Raw genomic sequence first — 16,111 nt, forward strand, 5'->3', positions numbered from 1 at the left:
GTGAAGAACGATCCCGAGCAGGCGTGGGTGAACGGCTCGCTGGGGTACGTGGAGCACATTGGTCACGACGAGGTACGGGTGCGCCTCGACGACGGATCACGGGTGACGGTGACGGCGCAGGAGTGGGTGCAGCAGGAGTACTGGGTGGATGAAGACGGCGAGCTGCGCACGCGCAGCGTGGGGCGCTATCGCCAGCTGCCGCTGCAACTCGCGTGGGCCGTGACCATTCACAAATCGCAGGGGCTCACTTTCGACCGGGTGCACGTGGACCTTGGCCGCGGCGCGTTCTCGGCCGGGCAGACGTACGTGGCGCTGAGCCGGAGCCGGACGATGGAGGGGGTGACGCTGCAGCGGGCGTTGGATCGTGATGATGTGCAGGTGGATGGGCGGGTTTTGGAGTTTTTTGCGGGGTTGGGGATTGGCTAGGCGTGGTGCGTGCGACGAACTGCAGACGGCAGACGGCAGGAACTACAGCACGCAGTTTGGGAGGAATGCGGTAGAACAAAACGGGGGCGGCCGCTTTGCGGCGCCCCCGATTTCCTTTGCGGTTCCGTATCGGCGGCGCGCGCAGCGCATGCCGCCGGGTTGTTCTACCGAATTCCTCCGACACTGCGTGCTGTAGTGCCTGCCGTCTGCCGTCTGCTGGTAGTCGAATGAACCGTAGGTCGCCCTACTCCATCACTCGGTCTGCCGCGACCACCGCGTTCATCAACACATTCGCCCCGTTCGCGATGTCGTCGGCGCGCGAGAACTCCTTGGGCGAGTGGCTGATCCCGCCCACACTCGGCACGAAGATCATCGCCATCGGCGCGATGTGCGCCACTTCCTGCGCGTCGTGGCCCGCCCCGCTCGGCATGCGCTGATGCGACAAGCCGAGAGCGGTGGCGCTGGACTCGATCACGGTCAGGATACGCGAATCGGAGATGGCGGGCGCGCTGTTCACGAGTTGCGTGAACGCGAACTTCGTGCTGGTAGCGGCCCCGATCTCGCGGGCGATTTGCTCGAAGCGCGCGGTGAACCGGTCGATCTTGTTCTGGTCGAGATCGCGCAGATCGACGGTGAGGACCACCTGGCCCGGGATCACGTTGGTGGTGTTGGGGGTGACGTTGAGCCGCCCCACCGTGGCCACCTGCCGACCTGATTCACTGCGAATGGCGTCGTTCACCGCCACCGTGAACTTCGCGGCGGCGAGCATGGCATCCTGCCGCTGATCCATGGGCGTGGCGCCGGCGTGATTGGAGAAGCCGGTGATGGTGATCTCGAACCAGCGCAGCCCCACAATCCCTTCCACCACGCCGATCTGCCGGCTGGCCTTCTCGAGCAGGCCGCCCTGCTCGATGTGGAGCTCGATGTAGCCGGCAATGTCGCCCTTCTTGCGCACCGCTTCGTTGAGGCGCGACACATCGCCGCCGATGATGCCGATGCCCTCGCGCACCGTCTTGCCGCTGCGTGCCACCTTCTCGAGATCGGCCGGGGTGAGCAGCCCCACAGCGATCTTGCTGCCGATCGTGCCGCCCTCTTCGTTCTGCCACACGACGACTTCGAGCGGGTGACGCAGCCGCACCTTCTGCTCGGCCAGCGAGCGCGCCACCTCGATGGCGGCGAAGGAGCCCACCGGACCGTCGTAATTGCCGCCGTCGGTCACGGAGTCCACGTGGGACCCGATGAGAATCGGCGCCTTCGACGCGTCGGTGCCCGGCACCCGGGCCAGCATGTTGCCGGCCGTGTCGAGGCGTAGCTGCAACCCGCTCTGCGCGAAGAGCTCGCGCGTGAAGGCGCGCCCCGCCAGATCGGCCTCGGAGTACGCCACGCGATTGATGCCGCCGGCGGTACGGCCGATACGATCGAACTGGGCCAGCCAGCCATTGAGCCGCGCGCCATTCACCACGAGCGGCTTCTTCTGACGGCCAGCCCACGGCGATGCCATTGACGATGATGACACCAACGGGGCGACTACGGGGAGTGCCGCCAGCGCCGCGGCCTTCTGGAGAAAATCACGTCGCTGCACGAGTGGTACCTCCCCGTTTGTCGCGGGAACTCAGAAGAAGAAGAACGAGAACCGACCACCGCTCGCGCCCAGGCTGCTGAAGCGCTGGTTCACGATGGTGTTGTAGATGGAACCGAAAGTATACCGGATGCCGATGTTCGTGGTAATGCGGAAGCCCGTCTGCAACGCCTGACGCTGCAGCAGAATCTCCTCTTCGGTGTTACCCGCGCGCGGCAGGTAGATCTGGTCGTTGATCCTGGCCGCCGACCCGCCGATGTTGAGCGAGAATCCACGGCCCAGACGAAGATCGACATTACCGCTCAGCGTCAGCGCGTGCCGGTTGAAGTCGTGCAGGTAGTTGAGCCAGTCGAGTGAGAGGTTACTCGATCCCCACGACTGCCGCGCCACGAACGACGCCGTCGCCTGCTGACTGAACCGCGTTTCGGTGTCACGGTTGAAGACCGTGGTCCGCTGGTAGTTGTAGTAGTTCGGCCCCACGTTGTAGAGGAACGTGAGCTGCCGGCGCGTCTGCTCGGACCACGGGAAAATGTTGTATTCGACCGCCGGCTGCGCACGCAGCGCCAGATCCTGATTGAGGAAGTCGGAGTACCCGGCGCCCAGCTTGAGCCCCGCCGACCAGTGCGACGACAGCGACCGCACGATCAGCGAGTTGGCATTGTACGTGCGCTGCTCGTTGCGCACGGTGAACGCGGGCCGTCCGCCCCGCTCCGGAATTTCGAAGCGCTGCTCGTTCACGTTCCCGCTGAGCGAGAAGTTGAGCTTCCACGCCTCGGTGGCCCGATTGGCCGACAACGACAGCGAGCCGTTGATGGACTGCTGCTGGTCCTCGGCGCGCACGAACGCGTTGAAGTTCGTGGTGTAGGTCCAGAGGTTCCACTTGTCCTTGAGATTCGCCGCCGACGCCTGCTGCTGTTGCAGGCCGAAGGGCGCGATGTACGCCATTTGCAACCGCGCGGCGATGGGCGACTTGGCCACGTAGCGCGCGAGACCGAGCTTGAACACACGGGCGAGTTCGCGACGGATGCGGTCGTCGGGGTCGTTGGGCAGCGTGTTGAGCACCAGCGTGTCGGCCATCCCCTCGAACTTGCGACGGCCGATGAAGGTGATGGTGTTCTCGGTCCCGCCACCGCCGTTGGTGAGCCCCGACACCAGGATCTGCACGTCGGCGTCAAACCGGTCGCGCATCCAGTTCACGAAGTTCACATCTGTGACGATGAAGTCGCGGTCACAGCCGCGAATGCGTCCCTGGCAGTCCAGGAAGACGCGGATGGCCTGGGACTGCAGCGTATTCGAATCGGGGGCTGCCATGGCCGGCCGCCCCATGCCGCCGGGAGGACCACCGGCGCCCGGGCGAATGCCCGGCGGCGGACCGCTCTGGGCGCCCAGGGAGGCCCCCAGCAGCGACACGAAGGCCAGTGACAGGGAGGAACGAAGTGCAATGCAAAGACGCATGAGTGATCGCTTTTAGTGGGTCCGGACCGAGTGGCGTACGGCGCCACCGGCGGCAAACGCATACGATGCTCCCCTGGTGCCCGCGCAGTACCTTCTCGGGATGCGCCTCTCCCACGCCCTCCTGGCCCTCCCGCTCGCGGCCGCCACCGCCGCGGCCCAGAACGCCGACTGGCCCGTGTACCACGGGAATGACGACCACACGCACTACAGCCGGTTGTCGCAGATCTCCCCGGCCAACGTGAAGCAGCTCAAGGTGGCGTGGACGTTCGACACGGGCGACGCCTTCCCCGGATCGGAAATGCAGGCGAACCCCATCGTCATCGACGGGGTCATGTACGCGACCACGCCCAAGTTGCAGGTGTTCGCGCTCGATGCGTCGAGCGGTAAGCAGTTGTGGCGCTTCGACCCGCAGAACGGGGCACCACCCACCTCGCGCATCCGGCACCGCGGCGTGGTGGTGACCGGCGATCGCGTGCTGTTCAACTATCGCAATCGCCTCTACGCGCTCGACCGCAAGACGGGCCAGCCCATCCCCTCGTTCGGCACCAACGGCTGGGTAGACCTGCGCGAGGGGCTCGGGCGCAACACCGAAGGGCTGTCGGTGAGCGCGTCCACTCCGGGTGTGGTGTACGGCAATCTGCTCATCATGGGCAGCACCGTCCCCGAGCAGCTCCCCAGCGCGCCCGGCGACATTCGCGCCTTCGACATCACCACCGGCAAGCAGGTGTGGAGCTTCCACACCATCCCGCATCCGGGTGAAGCCGGCTACGACACCTGGCCCGCCGAGGCGTGGAAGATCGCCGGCGGCGCCAACGCGTGGAGCGGAGTCACACTCGACGCGCAGCGCGGCATGGTATTCGCCGCCACCGGATCGGCCAGCTACGACTTCTACGGCGCCAATCGCGCCGGCGACAACCTCTACGCGAACAGCGTCATCGCCCTCGACGCGAAGACCGGGCAGCGCCTCTGGCACTATCAGGTGCTCAAGCACGACGTGTGGGATCGGGACCTCCCGGCGGCCCCGGTGCTCGTGACGGTGCAGCGCGACGGCAAGCCGGTAGACGCCGTGGCGCAGATCACCAAGACGGGACACACCTGGCTGTTCGATCGCGTCACCGGTGCGCCGATGTTTCCGGTGGAAGAGCGGCGCATGCCGCAACAGGCGCTCCCCGGTGAGCAGGTGTCGCCCACGCAGCGCTTTCCGGTGAATCCGCCGCCGTTCGCGCGTCAGCAACTCACGCGCAACGATCTCACGCGCCGCACACCGGCGGCGTATCGCGCCGCGCTCAAGACGTTCACCGAATACAACACGCCGCATCCGTACACGGCCCCCAATGGCAAGGGGATCATCATCTATCCCGGCGTGGACGGTGGTGGTGAATGGGGCGGGCCAGCGTTCGATCCGCAGACCGGGCTGCTGTACGTGAACTCGAACGAAATGGCGTGGCTCCTCAAGCTGGTGCCGCGTAGCGACGCGTCGCTGTACAGCGCCAACTGCGCCGGCTGTCATGGCGCGACCCGCAAGGGCTCGGCCATGGGGCCGTCGTTGCTTGGCATCGCCGCCCGTCGCTCACGCGAGCAGATCGCGCAGATGGTGCGGGAAGGCAGCGGGCGTATGCCGGGCTTCGGGGCCGCGATGGATGGCGGGGCCATCAACGACATCGTGAACTACCTCGTGACCGGCAAGGATGCGACGAAGGCCAAGGTCGCGGCGGCGCCCAATCCCTACGCCCTGCCCTACCGCACGGCCTACTTCGACATCTTCCTTGATCACGAGGGCTATCCCGGGGTGAAGACGCCGTGGGGGACGCTCAACGCGATCGATCTCAACAAGGGCACCATCGCGTGGTCCATTCCCTTCGGCGAGTATCCCAAGCTGGCCGCAAAGGGCGTGAAGAACACGGGGACCGACAGCTACGGCGGCGCGGTCGTCACGGAGAACGGGCTGCTCATCATCGCCGCCACGACCTACGACAACAAGATCCGTGCGTTCGACAAGACGAACGGCACGCTGCTGTGGGAAGCGACGCTGCCGTTCGCGGGTAATGCCACGCCGAGCACGTACATGGTGAACGGCAAGCAGTACCTCGTGATTGCGTGCGGTGGCGGCAAGAACGGCGCACCGAGTGGTGGTGTGTATGTTGCCTTCGCGCTCCCCTGACCCGAACCGGCAACTTCGCATGTCCGCACTCTTCTCGCCCCTCACGTTGCGCGCGCTCACGCTGCGCAACCGCATCGGTGTGTCGCCGATGTGCCAATACACCTCCACCGACGGCTTCGCCGAGGACTGGCACCTCGTGCACCTCGGCGCCTTCGCCACCGGAGGCGCGGGGCTCGTGATTTCCGAGGCCGCGGCAGTGGTGCCGGAAGGGCGCATTTCTCCGTCCGACCTCGGGATCTGGCGCGATGAGCACATTCCCATGCTGCGTCGCATCACGGACTTCCTGCATGCGCACGGAACGGTGGCGGGCATTCAGCTCGCGCACGCCGGCCGCAAGGCGAGCACGAAGCGTCCGTGGGAGGGGACCGGCATGGTGCCCCCTGACCAAGGTGGCTGGCGGGTAAAGGCGCCGAGCGCCATCGCCTTCTCCCCCGAGTACGCGCAGCCACAGGCGATGTCGCTCGACGAGATCGAAGCGCTTATCGAAGCGTTTGGTCTCGCGGCGCAGCGTGCCCTCGAAGCCGGGTTCAAGGTGGCCGAATTGCACGCCGCCCATGGCTATCTCTTCCACGAGTTTCTGTCGCCGCTGTCGAACCAGCGCACCGACGCGTACGGCGGCTCGTTCGAGAACCGCATCCGCCTGCTGTGTGACGTCACGCGCACCGTGCGGACGATCTGGCCCGACACGTGGCCGCTGTTCGTACGCATCTCGGCCACCGACTGGGCCGAGGGTGGGTGGACGGTCGACGAATCCGTGGCGCTGGCGAAGGTGCTCGGCACGTTGGGGGTGGACCTCGTCGACGTGTCGTCGGGCGGGCTCGCGGCGCACCAGCAGATCACCGTGGGCCCGGGCTATCAGGTCCCCTTCGCGGCGCGTGTGAAGCGTGAGGCGGGCATTGCCACCGCCGCCGTGGGGCTCATCACCGAACCGCATCAGGCAGACGCCATCGTCGCCAACGGCGAGGCGGATCTGGTGCTGCTTGCGCGCGAACTGCTGCGCAACCCGCGTTGGCCGCTCGAGGCGGCGCATGCCCTGGGTGACGACGGGCCGTGGCCCGATCAGTACGTGCGGGCGCGCAAGCGCTGAGCAGGATCAGCAATGGTGGCAACCCTTCGGATCGAAGATTGTGTCAGATCAGTCAACCTTTTCCGGACACCCCTGATGTTTCGTACCCTTCTGCTCACCGCTTCCCTGGCCCTCGCGTGGTCGACGACGCCGCTGGCCGCACAAACCGCCCCGTCGCTTGCCGGACGCTGGAACATCGAATGGGAGCTCGGCCGCATGATCCAGAATGACGACGTGCGCATCATCAAGGCGACGGGCACGCTCTCGGTGGTCCCGTCGGGCGACTCGCTCCTCGCGTCGTTCGAGGTGAAGAGCCGCAGCGATGGCGCGCCGCTCCCCAAGCCGTTCACCCTCAGTGGCCGTGCGAACGGCGACGGCGCCACCTTCCTGCAGCGGCAGGAGGCGCGCCTGAACATGAACGGGGAAGAGATGGTCCGTCAGGTGAAGGTCACCTGGAACCTGCGCGCGACGGGCGACACGCTCACCGGCGACATGCAGCGCGAAATCGAAGGACTGATGATGGGATCTGGCGACGCGGCGCCAGTAACCGGGTCGCGCGTCAAACCCTGACGCGCGACCGCCTGCCGATCACGCCACGCCGCCGAGTGCGCAGAGGTACTCCCACTCGGCCGGCGTCACGGGGACCACGGAGAGGCGCCCCACCTTCACGAGTGCCATCTCGGCGAGTGCCGGGTCACCCTTGATCTCCGGTAGGGCCACCATGGTCTTGAACGGCTTCACCGCCTTCACGTCCACCATGTACCAGGTGGGCATGTCGGGATCGCTCTTCTCGTCGAAGTAGTCGTGTGAGGGATCCCATGCCGTGTGGTCGGGATAGCCTTCGCGCACGATTTCGCAGATCCCCACGATCCCCGACGGCTCGGCGTTCGAGTGGTAATAGAACGCGAGATCAGCTTTCTTCATGCCGTCACGCATGAAGTTGCGCGCGCTGCTGTTGCGCACACTGTCCCAGCAGGTCGTCTGCTTGGGCGCCCGCTCGAGATCCTCGAACGAGAACACGTCCGGCTCAGACTTGATGAGCCAGTAGCGACGCTCGCCCGGCGCACGCGGCGCGAACACGTGCGCCCATGCCCCCTGCTCGTACGGCATCGACTTGGGCGCTTTCTTGGCTGGCGATTTCTTGGCTGGCATGCGTGCCTAACCCGTCAGTTCATGCAGCAGTTTCCACTGCCGCACCCGCCCCGCGGGGCCCCGCCCGGTACCCCGCACGCATCACCCGACTGACTGTTGGTGAACGTGACCAGACCGCCGGACAACACCCGGCGCACGGGCACCCCGCTCTCCGGGTGCATCGTCAGCGGGGCTTCGGCCATCGACTGACGGAGTTCGAACCGCTCGGGCGCAGCGTCCGGCGCCGAGGGCATCGTTTCGTAGACGTAAATCGGCATGCCTGCAACTTACCCCGCGCGTCAATTCCGGAGCGAGGACGTTGGCACCACCGGCCGGCTGCCAAGAGGCACCCCCGTCGAAATGGTGGCCCGCCGCGCCACGGTGTAGCTTCGCGGCATGCCTCTCCCCTCCCCTGCCGCCGCACGCGCCGTAGCCGCTCTGGCGCTCGCGACCTTCATGGGCCCGCGGAACGTCCAGGCCCAGCAGCCCACCACGGCTCAGCTGATCGCGATCACCGACCGGGTGTTCGCCCCGTGGAACAGCACCCACAGCCCCGGCTGCGGCGTGGGCATCGCCCGCGGCGGCACCACGCTGCTCGAGCGCGGCTACGGCATGGCCAATCTCACGGCTGGCCTGCCCATCCTGCCCTCCACGACGCTCGAATCGGGTTCGGTGGCGAAGCAATTCACGGCGACCGCCGTGATGCTGCTCGTGGCCGACGGCAAGCTTCGCCTCGACGACGATACGCGTACGTACCTGCCGGAGCTCCGGAACTACGGACGTGTCATCACGGTGCGCCACCTGCTCACGCACACCACGGGCCTGCGCGAGTGGAGCAATCTCGTCGCCTGGCAGGGATGGCCGCGCGGCACGCGCGTGCACACCCAGTCGGACGTGTTCAAGATCATCACCGATCAGCAGGCGCTGAACTATCCGGTCGGCGATCACTACTCGTACACCAATTCGGGCTTTCTGCTCGCGCGCACCCTCGTGGAACGCGTGAGCGGCATGGACTTCGAATCCTTCACGACGAAGCGCATCTTCACGCCGCTCGGGCTCACCAACACGTCGTGGCGCGGCGACTACACGCGTGTGGTCGCGGGGCTGGCGCAGGCGTATCGTCGTGCGCCTGATGGTTGGCACATCGATATGCCCAACGACAACGTGATCGGCGCGGGCGGCCTCTGGACGACGATCGGCGATTGGCTCACGTGGAACGAGCATCTCACCCGCAAGACGCTCGGTAGTGCCGTCGTGGACTCACTCACCCGCCGCATGCGTCTCACCAACGGCACCGAGATCGCCTACGCGCTGGGCCTGATGGTGAGCCAGTACCGCGGTACGCCGCAGATCGCGCACTCGGGCTCGACCAACGGGTACAGCACCTACCTCGCCCGCTTCCCCGAACTTGGCAATCTCTCTGTTGCCGTGATGTGCAACGCGGCCGGCGCTGCGGCCACCAATTACACCTATGCCATCGTGGACGCGCTGCACCCCGAGCTTGCCAAGCCGGCGGCGCGCGATACGGTAACCACCGATCACGCGGCGCTGGTGGCGTGGCGCGGCCTGTACGAGGATGGCCGCTGGCATACCATGTCGGTGATCGACACCAGCAAGGGCACGGTGCGCTTCAATGGGGTACCCATTCGCACGCTCCGCGACGGCACCCATCTGCTGGGCGGTCAAGTGGCGCGGCTCGTGGTAAGTACCGACGGGCGCACGCGCACCCTACGCACGACGACCAGCGACGGCGACAGCGTCGTGCATACCTTGCGCCAGAGCGACCGCTGGGTGCCCACCGCCGCCGATCTGCAGGCCCTCGCCGGCCGCTATCGTAACGACGAGATCGGGGTGACGTTCACGGTGGCCATCGTGGATGGCACACTCACCGTGAGTCCGCGGCATGGCGTGGTGGAGACGCTCACCCCGACCGTGCAGGACGCCTTCGACGGCAACGACAACGCCGTGTGGTTCGTGCGCGGCAAGAACGGGAAAGGGCGCGAGATGCACTTCGGCGCCTCGCGCGCGTGGGATTTCGTATCAGTACGCCAGCCGTAGAGTTCGAGCACCTCATGATGTCTCCAGACAACGGACCCGTCGTTTTCATCACCGGCGCCGCCACAGGCATCGGTGCCGCCTGTGCCCGGATCTTCGCGCGCGCCGGGTGGCGCACCGCGATCGGCAGTCTCACCCACACGGTCGCGGAAGCGCAGGGGGTGATGGCCGAGTGCATCGCGCTCGGCAGTGACGCACTCGTCGTGGACCTCGATGTCACCGACGATGCCTCCTGCCGTCGTGCCGCGGCGCGCACGGAAGAGCATTTCGGCCGTCTCGACGCGCTGGTGAACTGCGCCGGCGTCACGCGTTTCGTGCCGCACGCCGACCTCGAAGCGCTGCCGTCGAGCGAATTCGGTCGCACCAACGACGTGAACGTGCTCGGCACGTTCCAGATGATTCGTGCCTGCCGCAGCGCGCTCGAGCGGAGCGGGCGCGGCGCCATCGTGAACTATTCGTCCATCGCGGGCCTATCGGGTGTCGGCTCCAGCGTGGCGTATGCGGCGAGCAAGGGCGCGGTGATCTCGCTCACGCTGTCGATGGCGCGGTCGCTGGCGCCACATATCCGCGTCAACGCCATCGCACCCGGTTATGTCGCCGGCGGCCTACCCAGCCGCGTCCTCGACCCCGAGGCGCTGGCCGCGGTCGAGGCGAAATACCTCGAGACACAGCCACTCAAGCGGTTGCTGCACCCCGACGAAGTCGCCGAACTCACGCTGTTTCTCGTGAACGGTCCGACCGGCATCACCGGGGAGATCATCCGGATCGACAACGGTCTCCATCTCAACGGCTAGTACGATGCACGAGACGCACGACGCGGTGGAGGCGGTCCGCATCGGATTCATCGGGACAGGGCTCATCGGCGCGCCGATGGTGGAGCGACTGCTCGAGTGCGGCCGTGACGTCACGGTGTGGAACCGATCGCCCGACAAGTGTGCGCCATTGGTGGCCGCCGGCGCGCGGCTCGCCGACTCGTCGGCGGCGCTCGCACGTGACACCGACATCGTGTGCCTCTGCCTCACCGATACGGCGGCGGTGCGGGACGTGGTGTTCGGCAGCGGTCAGCTGGCATCGGCGCTGCGCCACGATTCGCTGGTGGTGGATCTCTCCAGCATCGCCCCCGACGCCACGCGCGACATGGCCAGTGCGCTCGAGCTGGCGTGTGGCGCGGCGTGGCTCGACGCGCCGGTGTCGGGTGGTGTACCGGCCGCGCGCGCGGGGCGGCTCATTGTGTTCGCAGGCGGCGACGCCGACGACATCGTGCGCGCAGCGCCGGTGTTCAGCGCCCTCGCGCAACGCGTAACGCACATGGGCGACCACGGCGCTGGCCAGCTCGCCAAGAGCTGCAACCAGCAGATCGTGGCATGCAATCTCATGGTGATCGCCGAGATGCTGGCATTCGCCGAGCGCACGGGCGTCGATGCGTCACGACTGCCGGCGGCACTGGCCGGCGGCTTTGCCGATTCACTGCCCCTGCAGATCTTCGGCCCGCGCATGGCGACCAACACCGACATGCCGCGGCTCGGAGCAGTGGGCACTTTCCGCAAGGATATCGCGCAGGTGGTGCGCCTCGCTGGTGAGGCGGGGGCGCACATTCCGGTCACCACGGCGGCCCTCGCGCAATACGACGCGGCAATCGGGCGGGACGACATCGGCGCCGAAGGTGATGCGTCACGTCTCATCCGCCTCGTGCGCGCCACGTCATGACGCGCCGCTTCCGCTCGAGCGCCATTTACGACGGCACCATTCGCGCCACCACGCACGCGTTCTTGCAGGCGCTGGGGCAAGACGACGACGAAATCCGTCGCCCGCATATCGGCGTGTTCCACACGGGCGGCGAGATGAGCCCGTGCAACATGAACCTGCGCGATCAGGCGCAGCACGCGAAGACCGGCATCTACGCGCACGGCGGCATGCCACACGAATGTCCCGTGGTGAGTGTGTCCGACGGACTATCGGTGGCGCACCCTGGCATGCGGTACTCGCTCGTGTCCCGCGAACTCATTGCCGACAGCGTGGAGGCGAGCACTGAGGCGCATCAGTGGGACGGCATCTTCGCCATCGGGGCCTGCGACAAGAATCTCCCCGGCCTCATGATGGGCATGCTGCGCTGCAACGTGCCGTCGGTGTTCGTGCACGGCGGCGCGGCCCTGCCCGGACACTGGCAGGGTCGCGATACGAACGTTGCCGAGACGTACGAAACGATCGGCAAGGTGCTGGCCGGCGAGACCACGGAAGACACGCTGCGGGCGCTCGCGCACGTCTGCCTGCCCACGGCGGGCGCCTGCGCCGGACAGTTCACGGCGAACACGATGGGCATGGTGTCCGAGGCGATCGGCCTTGCCCCCATCGGGTCGAGCATGGTCCCGGCGGTGTACAGCGAGCGGGCGCCGCTCATGCGACGCGCCGCCGCCGCACTCATGCGAGCGGTGATGGGGGACGCACCGAAACCGCGTGACATCGTGACGCGGGCGGCGCTCGAGAATGCGTGCGCCGTGGTGTCGGCCACGGGAGGCTCCACCAATACCGCGCTCCATCTGCCGGCGCTGGCGCACGAGGCTGGTATCCGATTCACTCTCGCCGATTTGGCGCGGGTGTTTGCCCGTACGCCACTTATCGCCGACTTGCAGCCCGGTGGGCGCTATCTCGCGCGCGACCTACATCATGTCGGTGGAGCGGGCGTGGTGTTGCGCGTTCTGCTCGACGCCGGGTTCATCGACGGCACCGCGCTCACGTTCACGGGACGGACACTCGCCGAAGAACTGGCCCACGTGCCGGCGGCCGATGGCCAGGTGGTGAAGCCCATATCGCAGGCGCGCTCACTCGACGGCGGTGTCACCGTGCTCACGGGCAACCTCTGCCCCGATGGCGCCCTGCTGAAAACGGCGGGACTCGGCACCCTGGTGCATCGTGGCCCCGCGCGCGTCTTCGAGAGCGAGGAGGCCGCGCAGGCGGCGGTGTCGGCGCGCGCCTACGAGGTGGGCGATGTGCTCGTCATTCGCAACGAAGGTCCGCGCGGCGGCCCCGGTATGCGCGAAATGCTGGGGATCACCGCACTCCTGTATGGGCAGGGCGTGGGTGACAAGGTGGCACTACTGACCGACGGTCGGTTCAGCGGCGCGACGCGCGGGCTGTGCATCGGCCATGCCGGCCCGGAAGCGGCCGACGGTGGCCCCATCGCGGCGCTGCGCGATGGCGACATCATTGCGATCGATGCGCGGCCGGAGGCGAGGTCGATTTCCGTAGAGTTGAGCGACGAGGAGCTGACGGCGCGGCTCGCGGTGCGCGTGTCCGGCGCGCAGCCGGTACGTGGTGGCCTACTCGAGAAGTACCGGGCCGTGGTTGGTCCGGCGCATCTCGGGGCGGTCACGCATTCCGGGCCGGGGTAACTGCTGGTGATGTTCCTCAGCCCCGCGGCGCCGCCGGGAGCGCGGGGGTGCACATCACGTACACGTGGTAGCGACGTTCGCCGGCTCCGAGGGGCTTGGCCTCATCCACGCGATCTTCGGCGTCGGTCATGAGCATGGCATCGCCGTACACGTTGAACAGGCAATCAGCCTTGCCCATGCGGAAGCGCAGCGAGCCTTCGTTGGGTGCATCGTACGGCTCGGGGGTGCGCACCCATCCCACAGCGCGCACCCGCTCGTAGAAAGCCACGGCTTCCGGTTGCACGCCGCGCACGGTGCCGCCCGCTGCCGTAATGCGGCAGCCCACGAGCTTCTGACGCGTGCGCCAGTCGTCGAGCGTATCGGGCTCGACGACCACCGCCATCTGCCGGTCCGAACGCAAGAAGGCGGCCGCATCGGCGCACAGTGGTTGTGATGGCTGCGACGGCGGTGAGCTCAGCGCGAGCAGCGGCACGACGATGAGAGAGGCAAGCATATACGTCAAACGCAAGACGGCGCAGCGACGTTGCCACCGGCGCGGATTCCCTGAGTGAGCGAACAGCGCGCGAGGACGCGTCCGTCACCACCATTCTTGAAATACGCGTGCGGCGCCTCCAGCTGCCGGGCCTGGGCTCCGGTCACCGGGCGGAAACGGATCACGTGCCTACAGTAGCGGTGCGCACGCTATTGCGACAATCGTTCGGCATGGTCCAGTTCTCTCCCACGGGTGCCCGCCCCACCCTCGCGCAGTTTCTCATCGAGTCCCGCCGTGCCGCCCCAGAGGCCACGGGCGACTTCGACGGCCTCGTGTTGGACATCGCCCTCGCCTGCAAAGCCATCGCCCTCGAGGTGCGACGTGGCGCCATGGCCGCACCGTCGGACACCACCACGGCTATGAACGTGCAGGGAGAAGTGCAGCAGCCGCTCGACGTGATCGCCAACGAGATCCTCCTGCGCACGTGCGAATGGGGCGGCCATGTGGCGGGCATGGTATCGGAAGAACTGGACGAACCCTACGCCATTCCATCGGCCTTCCCACGCGGGAAGTACCTGCTCTCGTTCGATCCGCTCGATGGCTCGTCGAACATCGATGTGAACATGAGCGTCGGTAGCATCTTCTCGGTGCGCCGTGCCCCCCGCGGCACGGAAACACCCACCGCCAGCGATTTCCTTCAGCCGGGCACGTCGCAAGTGTGCGCCGGCTATGCGCTGTACGGCCCCTCGTCGATGCTCGTGCTCACGGTCGGACGCGGCGTGCAGGCGTTCACGCTCGATCCGTCGCTCGGCGAATGGGTCCTCACGCATCCGGCCCTGCGCATCGCCCCCGCTACACAGGAGTTCGCCATCAATGCGTCGAACGCGCGGCACTGGACGCCTGCCGTGACACGGTACGTGGACGAATGTCTCGCCGGGGCCAGCGGTCCACGCGGCAAGGACTTCAACATGCGCTGGATCGCCTCGCTGGTAGCTGAGGCGCATCGCATCCTCATGCGTGGTGGCGTGTTTCTCTATCCAAACGATGCCCGCCGCGGCTACGAACGCGGGCGGCTCCGGCTGCTGTACGAAATCCAGCCCATTGCGATGCTCGTCGAGCAGGCCGGCGGCTGGGCGAGCGATGGCAGCTCGCGGGTGATGCGACACGAGCCGCAATTTCTGCACGAGCGCGCGCCGTTCGTGTTCGGCGCCCGCGACGAGGTGGCGAGGGTCGAGGAGCTCTTCCGTGCGCAGTTGCAGGCGACACAGGAAACGTGACAGCGCCCCCGGCACGTGTACATTTGCCGGGTCCTTTCCTACTTCGAGGTCGTCATGTCCCGCCGTATTTCGTTGGCGCTGTCCGTGCTCGCCGTGACCGGTGCGTGCACCCTGCAGCGCACCGCGCCTTCGTCGCCCGCCTTCGCCCGTTCGTCGTCCCGTGATGTCGGTGGTTTTGCCAGTGGCATGACCACCGGCGGCGGTGACGAGCATCTCGCGCACATGAGCGCGGCCGACATGGCGGCGCCGATGGTTGGCGCGCGCACGAGTCAGGACAATGCCGCGTTTCCTGCCAGCAACAACGCAGCCGCCGAACGCGTGAAGAACAGCCCGCGTCATGGTGAGTGGGTAAAGATCGCGTACGAGCCCGGATCGTCCGACTCGCTCATGGCCTGGGTGGTGTACCCGTTCAGCAAGAATGCGAAGCAGAAGGCGCCGGTGGTGGTGGTGGTGCACGAAATCTTCGGCCTCTCCACCTGGGTGCGCGGTGTGGCCGATCAGGTGGCTGCCGACGGATTCATCGCGGTGGCGCCCGACTTTCTGTCGCGCGTCCGCGGCGGCCCCAGCACGGTGGAGCTATCGGCCGACACGGCGCGTCGCCTCATCGCCGGCGTGAACACCACTGAACGCAACACAATCATCAAGGCCGCCGCCAACTACGCGATGATGTTGCCGAGCGCGCAGCAGAAGTACGCGGTGATCGGGTATTGCTGGGGCGGCACTACCACGTGGGCGCACGGCGTGAATGGCGGCCTCAAGGGCTTCTCCGGCGGCGTGGCGTTCTACGGCGCGCCGTACACCAAGGGCGGCACGCCGGCCACGGCCACCACGGCGGCAGTACCGGCCAGCGTGGATGCGGATTCGCTGGCGAAGATCACGCAGCCCATCATGCTGCTCAACGGCTCCAAGGACGCACGCATCGCCGCGCTCATGCCGGCCGTCGATTCGGTGATGAAGGCGCAGAAGAAGAGCTACACGGGCATCAACTACGAGGGCGCCGTGCACGGCTTCCTGCGCGCCCAGAACGATCCGCGTCCGACCAATCGTGACGAAGCGGAAGAGGCGGCCAACATGGCCGCCACGAAGGACGGCTGGCCGCG

15 protein-coding genes are annotated in these 16,111 nt (G+C 67.0%); 10 read left to right on the forward strand and 5 right to left on the reverse strand.

Features of this window, described 5'->3' with window-relative positions; all coding sequences use genetic code 11:
- The coding region (locus ACIQ6O_RS05115; RefSeq protein WP_396206710.1) for an ATP-binding domain-containing protein at positions 1 to 426 on the forward strand (426 nt) is incomplete at its 5' end.
- A 244-nt stretch (positions 427 to 670) separates the two neighbouring features.
- Here ACIQ6O_RS05115 and ACIQ6O_RS05120 read toward each other — a convergent pair.
- Together ACIQ6O_RS05120 and ACIQ6O_RS05125 are read right to left on the reverse strand one after the other, a co-directional pair.
- A complete protein-coding gene (locus ACIQ6O_RS05120; protein ID WP_396206711.1) occupies positions 671 to 2,008 on the reverse strand; it encodes a Zn-dependent hydrolase in 1,338 nt (445 codons plus the stop codon).
- A gap of 30 nt (positions 2,009 to 2,038) precedes the next feature.
- Entirely contained in the window at positions 2,039 to 3,460 is a 1,422-nt protein-coding gene (locus ACIQ6O_RS05125; protein ID WP_396206712.1) for a hypothetical protein, read from the reverse strand.
- 100 nt (positions 3,461 to 3,560) lie between these two features.
- Between ACIQ6O_RS05125 and ACIQ6O_RS05130 the strand changes: the two genes are divergently transcribed.
- The 3 genes from ACIQ6O_RS05130 (at position 3,561) to ACIQ6O_RS05140 (ending at position 7,257) form a co-directional block, all read left to right on the forward strand.
- A complete protein-coding gene (locus ACIQ6O_RS05130) occupies positions 3,561 to 5,621 on the forward strand; it encodes a PQQ-binding-like beta-propeller repeat protein (RefSeq protein ID WP_396206713.1) in 2,061 nt (686 codons plus the stop codon).
- 19 nt (positions 5,622 to 5,640) lie between these two features.
- On the forward strand, positions 5,641 to 6,708 hold the full coding sequence (locus ACIQ6O_RS05135) for an NADH:flavin oxidoreductase/NADH oxidase (protein ID WP_396206714.1): 1,068 nt from the start codon (positions 5,641 to 5,643) through the stop codon (positions 6,706 to 6,708).
- A gap of 75 nt (positions 6,709 to 6,783) precedes the next feature.
- On the forward strand, positions 6,784 to 7,257 hold the full coding sequence (locus ACIQ6O_RS05140) for a hypothetical protein (protein ID WP_396206715.1): 474 nt from the start codon (positions 6,784 to 6,786) through the stop codon (positions 7,255 to 7,257).
- Positions 7,258 to 7,275: 18 nt separating this feature from the next.
- Here ACIQ6O_RS05140 and ACIQ6O_RS05145 read toward each other — a convergent pair whose 3' ends face one another.
- Positions 7,276 to 7,839, reverse strand: coding sequence for an EVE domain-containing protein (locus tag ACIQ6O_RS05145; protein WP_396206716.1), 564 nt, complete (start codon positions 7,837 to 7,839; stop codon positions 7,276 to 7,278).
- 14 nt (positions 7,840 to 7,853) lie between these two features.
- Positions 7,854 to 8,096 (reverse strand): zinc ribbon domain-containing protein, encoded by a 243-nt coding sequence (locus ACIQ6O_RS05150; RefSeq protein WP_396206717.1) that lies wholly within the window; start codon positions 8,094 to 8,096, stop codon positions 7,854 to 7,856.
- Between the two features lie 118 nt (positions 8,097 to 8,214).
- Here ACIQ6O_RS05150 and ACIQ6O_RS05155 point away from each other — a divergent pair, with 118 nt between their 5' ends.
- Genes ACIQ6O_RS05155 through ACIQ6O_RS05170 form a run of 4 tightly spaced genes read left to right on the forward strand, consistent with a single transcriptional unit; the run spans position 8,215 to position 13,262 of the window.
- On the forward strand, positions 8,215 to 9,876 hold the full coding sequence (locus ACIQ6O_RS05155; protein ID WP_396206718.1) for a serine hydrolase domain-containing protein: 1,662 nt from the start codon (positions 8,215 to 8,217) through the stop codon (positions 9,874 to 9,876).
- A gap of 14 nt (positions 9,877 to 9,890) precedes the next feature.
- Positions 9,891 to 10,667: an SDR family NAD(P)-dependent oxidoreductase gene (locus tag ACIQ6O_RS05160; RefSeq protein WP_396206719.1), complete on the forward strand. Its 777-nt coding sequence runs from the start codon at positions 9,891 to 9,893 to the stop codon at positions 10,665 to 10,667.
- 4 nt (positions 10,668 to 10,671) lie between these two features.
- Positions 10,672 to 11,580 (forward strand): NAD(P)-dependent oxidoreductase, encoded by a 909-nt coding sequence (locus tag ACIQ6O_RS05165; protein ID WP_396206720.1) that lies wholly within the window; start codon positions 10,672 to 10,674, stop codon positions 11,578 to 11,580.
- Positions 11,577 to 13,262 carry a dihydroxy-acid dehydratase gene (locus ACIQ6O_RS05170; protein WP_396206721.1) on the forward strand — a complete coding sequence of 562 codons (1,686 nt, stop codon included), beginning with the start codon at positions 11,577 to 11,579 and terminating at the stop codon, positions 13,260 to 13,262. Before ACIQ6O_RS05165 ends, ACIQ6O_RS05170 begins: the two co-directional genes overlap by 4 nt.
- A 16-nt stretch (positions 13,263 to 13,278) precedes the next feature.
- Here ACIQ6O_RS05170 and ACIQ6O_RS05175 read toward each other — a convergent pair whose 3' ends face one another.
- Entirely contained in the window at positions 13,279 to 13,755 is a 477-nt protein-coding gene (locus ACIQ6O_RS05175) for a hypothetical protein (protein ID WP_396206722.1), read from the reverse strand.
- Between the two features lie 209 nt (positions 13,756 to 13,964).
- Here ACIQ6O_RS05175 and ACIQ6O_RS05180 point away from each other — a divergent pair, with 209 nt between their 5' ends.
- Entirely contained in the window at positions 13,965 to 15,011 is a 1,047-nt protein-coding gene (locus tag ACIQ6O_RS05180) for a class 1 fructose-bisphosphatase (protein ID WP_396206723.1), read from the forward strand.
- Positions 15,012 to 15,065: 54 nt separating this feature from the next.
- Positions 15,066 to 16,111 (forward strand): dienelactone hydrolase family protein (locus ACIQ6O_RS05185; protein WP_396206724.1); only part of this gene is annotated, 1,046 nt, incomplete at its 3' end.

The organism is Gemmatimonas sp. (assembly GCF_044345575.1).
Lineage (GTDB): Bacteria > Gemmatimonadota > Gemmatimonadetes > Gemmatimonadales > Gemmatimonadaceae > Gemmatimonas.

What these genes read in the sequence shown, in the direction of transcription:
- ACIQ6O_RS05145 (WP_396206716.1), bottom strand. Translation starts at nt 7,839, where the DNA reads ATGCCAGCCAAGAAATCGCCAGCCAAGAAAGCGCCCAAGTCGATGCCG.
- ACIQ6O_RS05130 (WP_396206713.1), top strand. Translation starts at nt 3,561, where the DNA reads ATGCGCCTCTCCCACGCCCTCCTGGCCCTCCCGCTCGCGGCCGCCACC.
- ACIQ6O_RS05170 (WP_396206721.1), top strand. Translation starts at nt 11,577, where the DNA reads ATGACGCGCCGCTTCCGCTCGAGCGCCATTTACGACGGCACCATTCGC.
- ACIQ6O_RS05160 (WP_396206719.1), top strand. Translation starts at nt 9,891, where the DNA reads ATGATGTCTCCAGACAACGGACCCGTCGTTTTCATCACCGGCGCCGCC.
- ACIQ6O_RS05180 (WP_396206723.1), top strand. Translation starts at nt 13,965, where the DNA reads ATGGTCCAGTTCTCTCCCACGGGTGCCCGCCCCACCCTCGCGCAGTTT.
- ACIQ6O_RS05135 (WP_396206714.1), top strand. Translation starts at nt 5,641, where the DNA reads ATGTCCGCACTCTTCTCGCCCCTCACGTTGCGCGCGCTCACGCTGCGC.
- ACIQ6O_RS05125 (WP_396206712.1), bottom strand. Translation starts at nt 3,460, where the DNA reads ATGCGTCTTTGCATTGCACTTCGTTCCTCCCTGTCACTGGCCTTCGTG.
- ACIQ6O_RS05155 (WP_396206718.1), top strand. Translation starts at nt 8,215, where the DNA reads ATGCCTCTCCCCTCCCCTGCCGCCGCACGCGCCGTAGCCGCTCTGGCG.
- ACIQ6O_RS05150 (WP_396206717.1), bottom strand. Translation starts at nt 8,096, where the DNA reads ATGCCGATTTACGTCTACGAAACGATGCCCTCGGCGCCGGACGCTGCG.
- ACIQ6O_RS05140 (WP_396206715.1), top strand. Translation starts at nt 6,784, where the DNA reads ATGTTTCGTACCCTTCTGCTCACCGCTTCCCTGGCCCTCGCGTGGTCG.
- ACIQ6O_RS05175 (WP_396206722.1), bottom strand. Translation starts at nt 13,755, where the DNA reads ATGCTTGCCTCTCTCATCGTCGTGCCGCTGCTCGCGCTGAGCTCACCG.
- ACIQ6O_RS05165 (WP_396206720.1), top strand. Translation starts at nt 10,672, where the DNA reads ATGCACGAGACGCACGACGCGGTGGAGGCGGTCCGCATCGGATTCATC.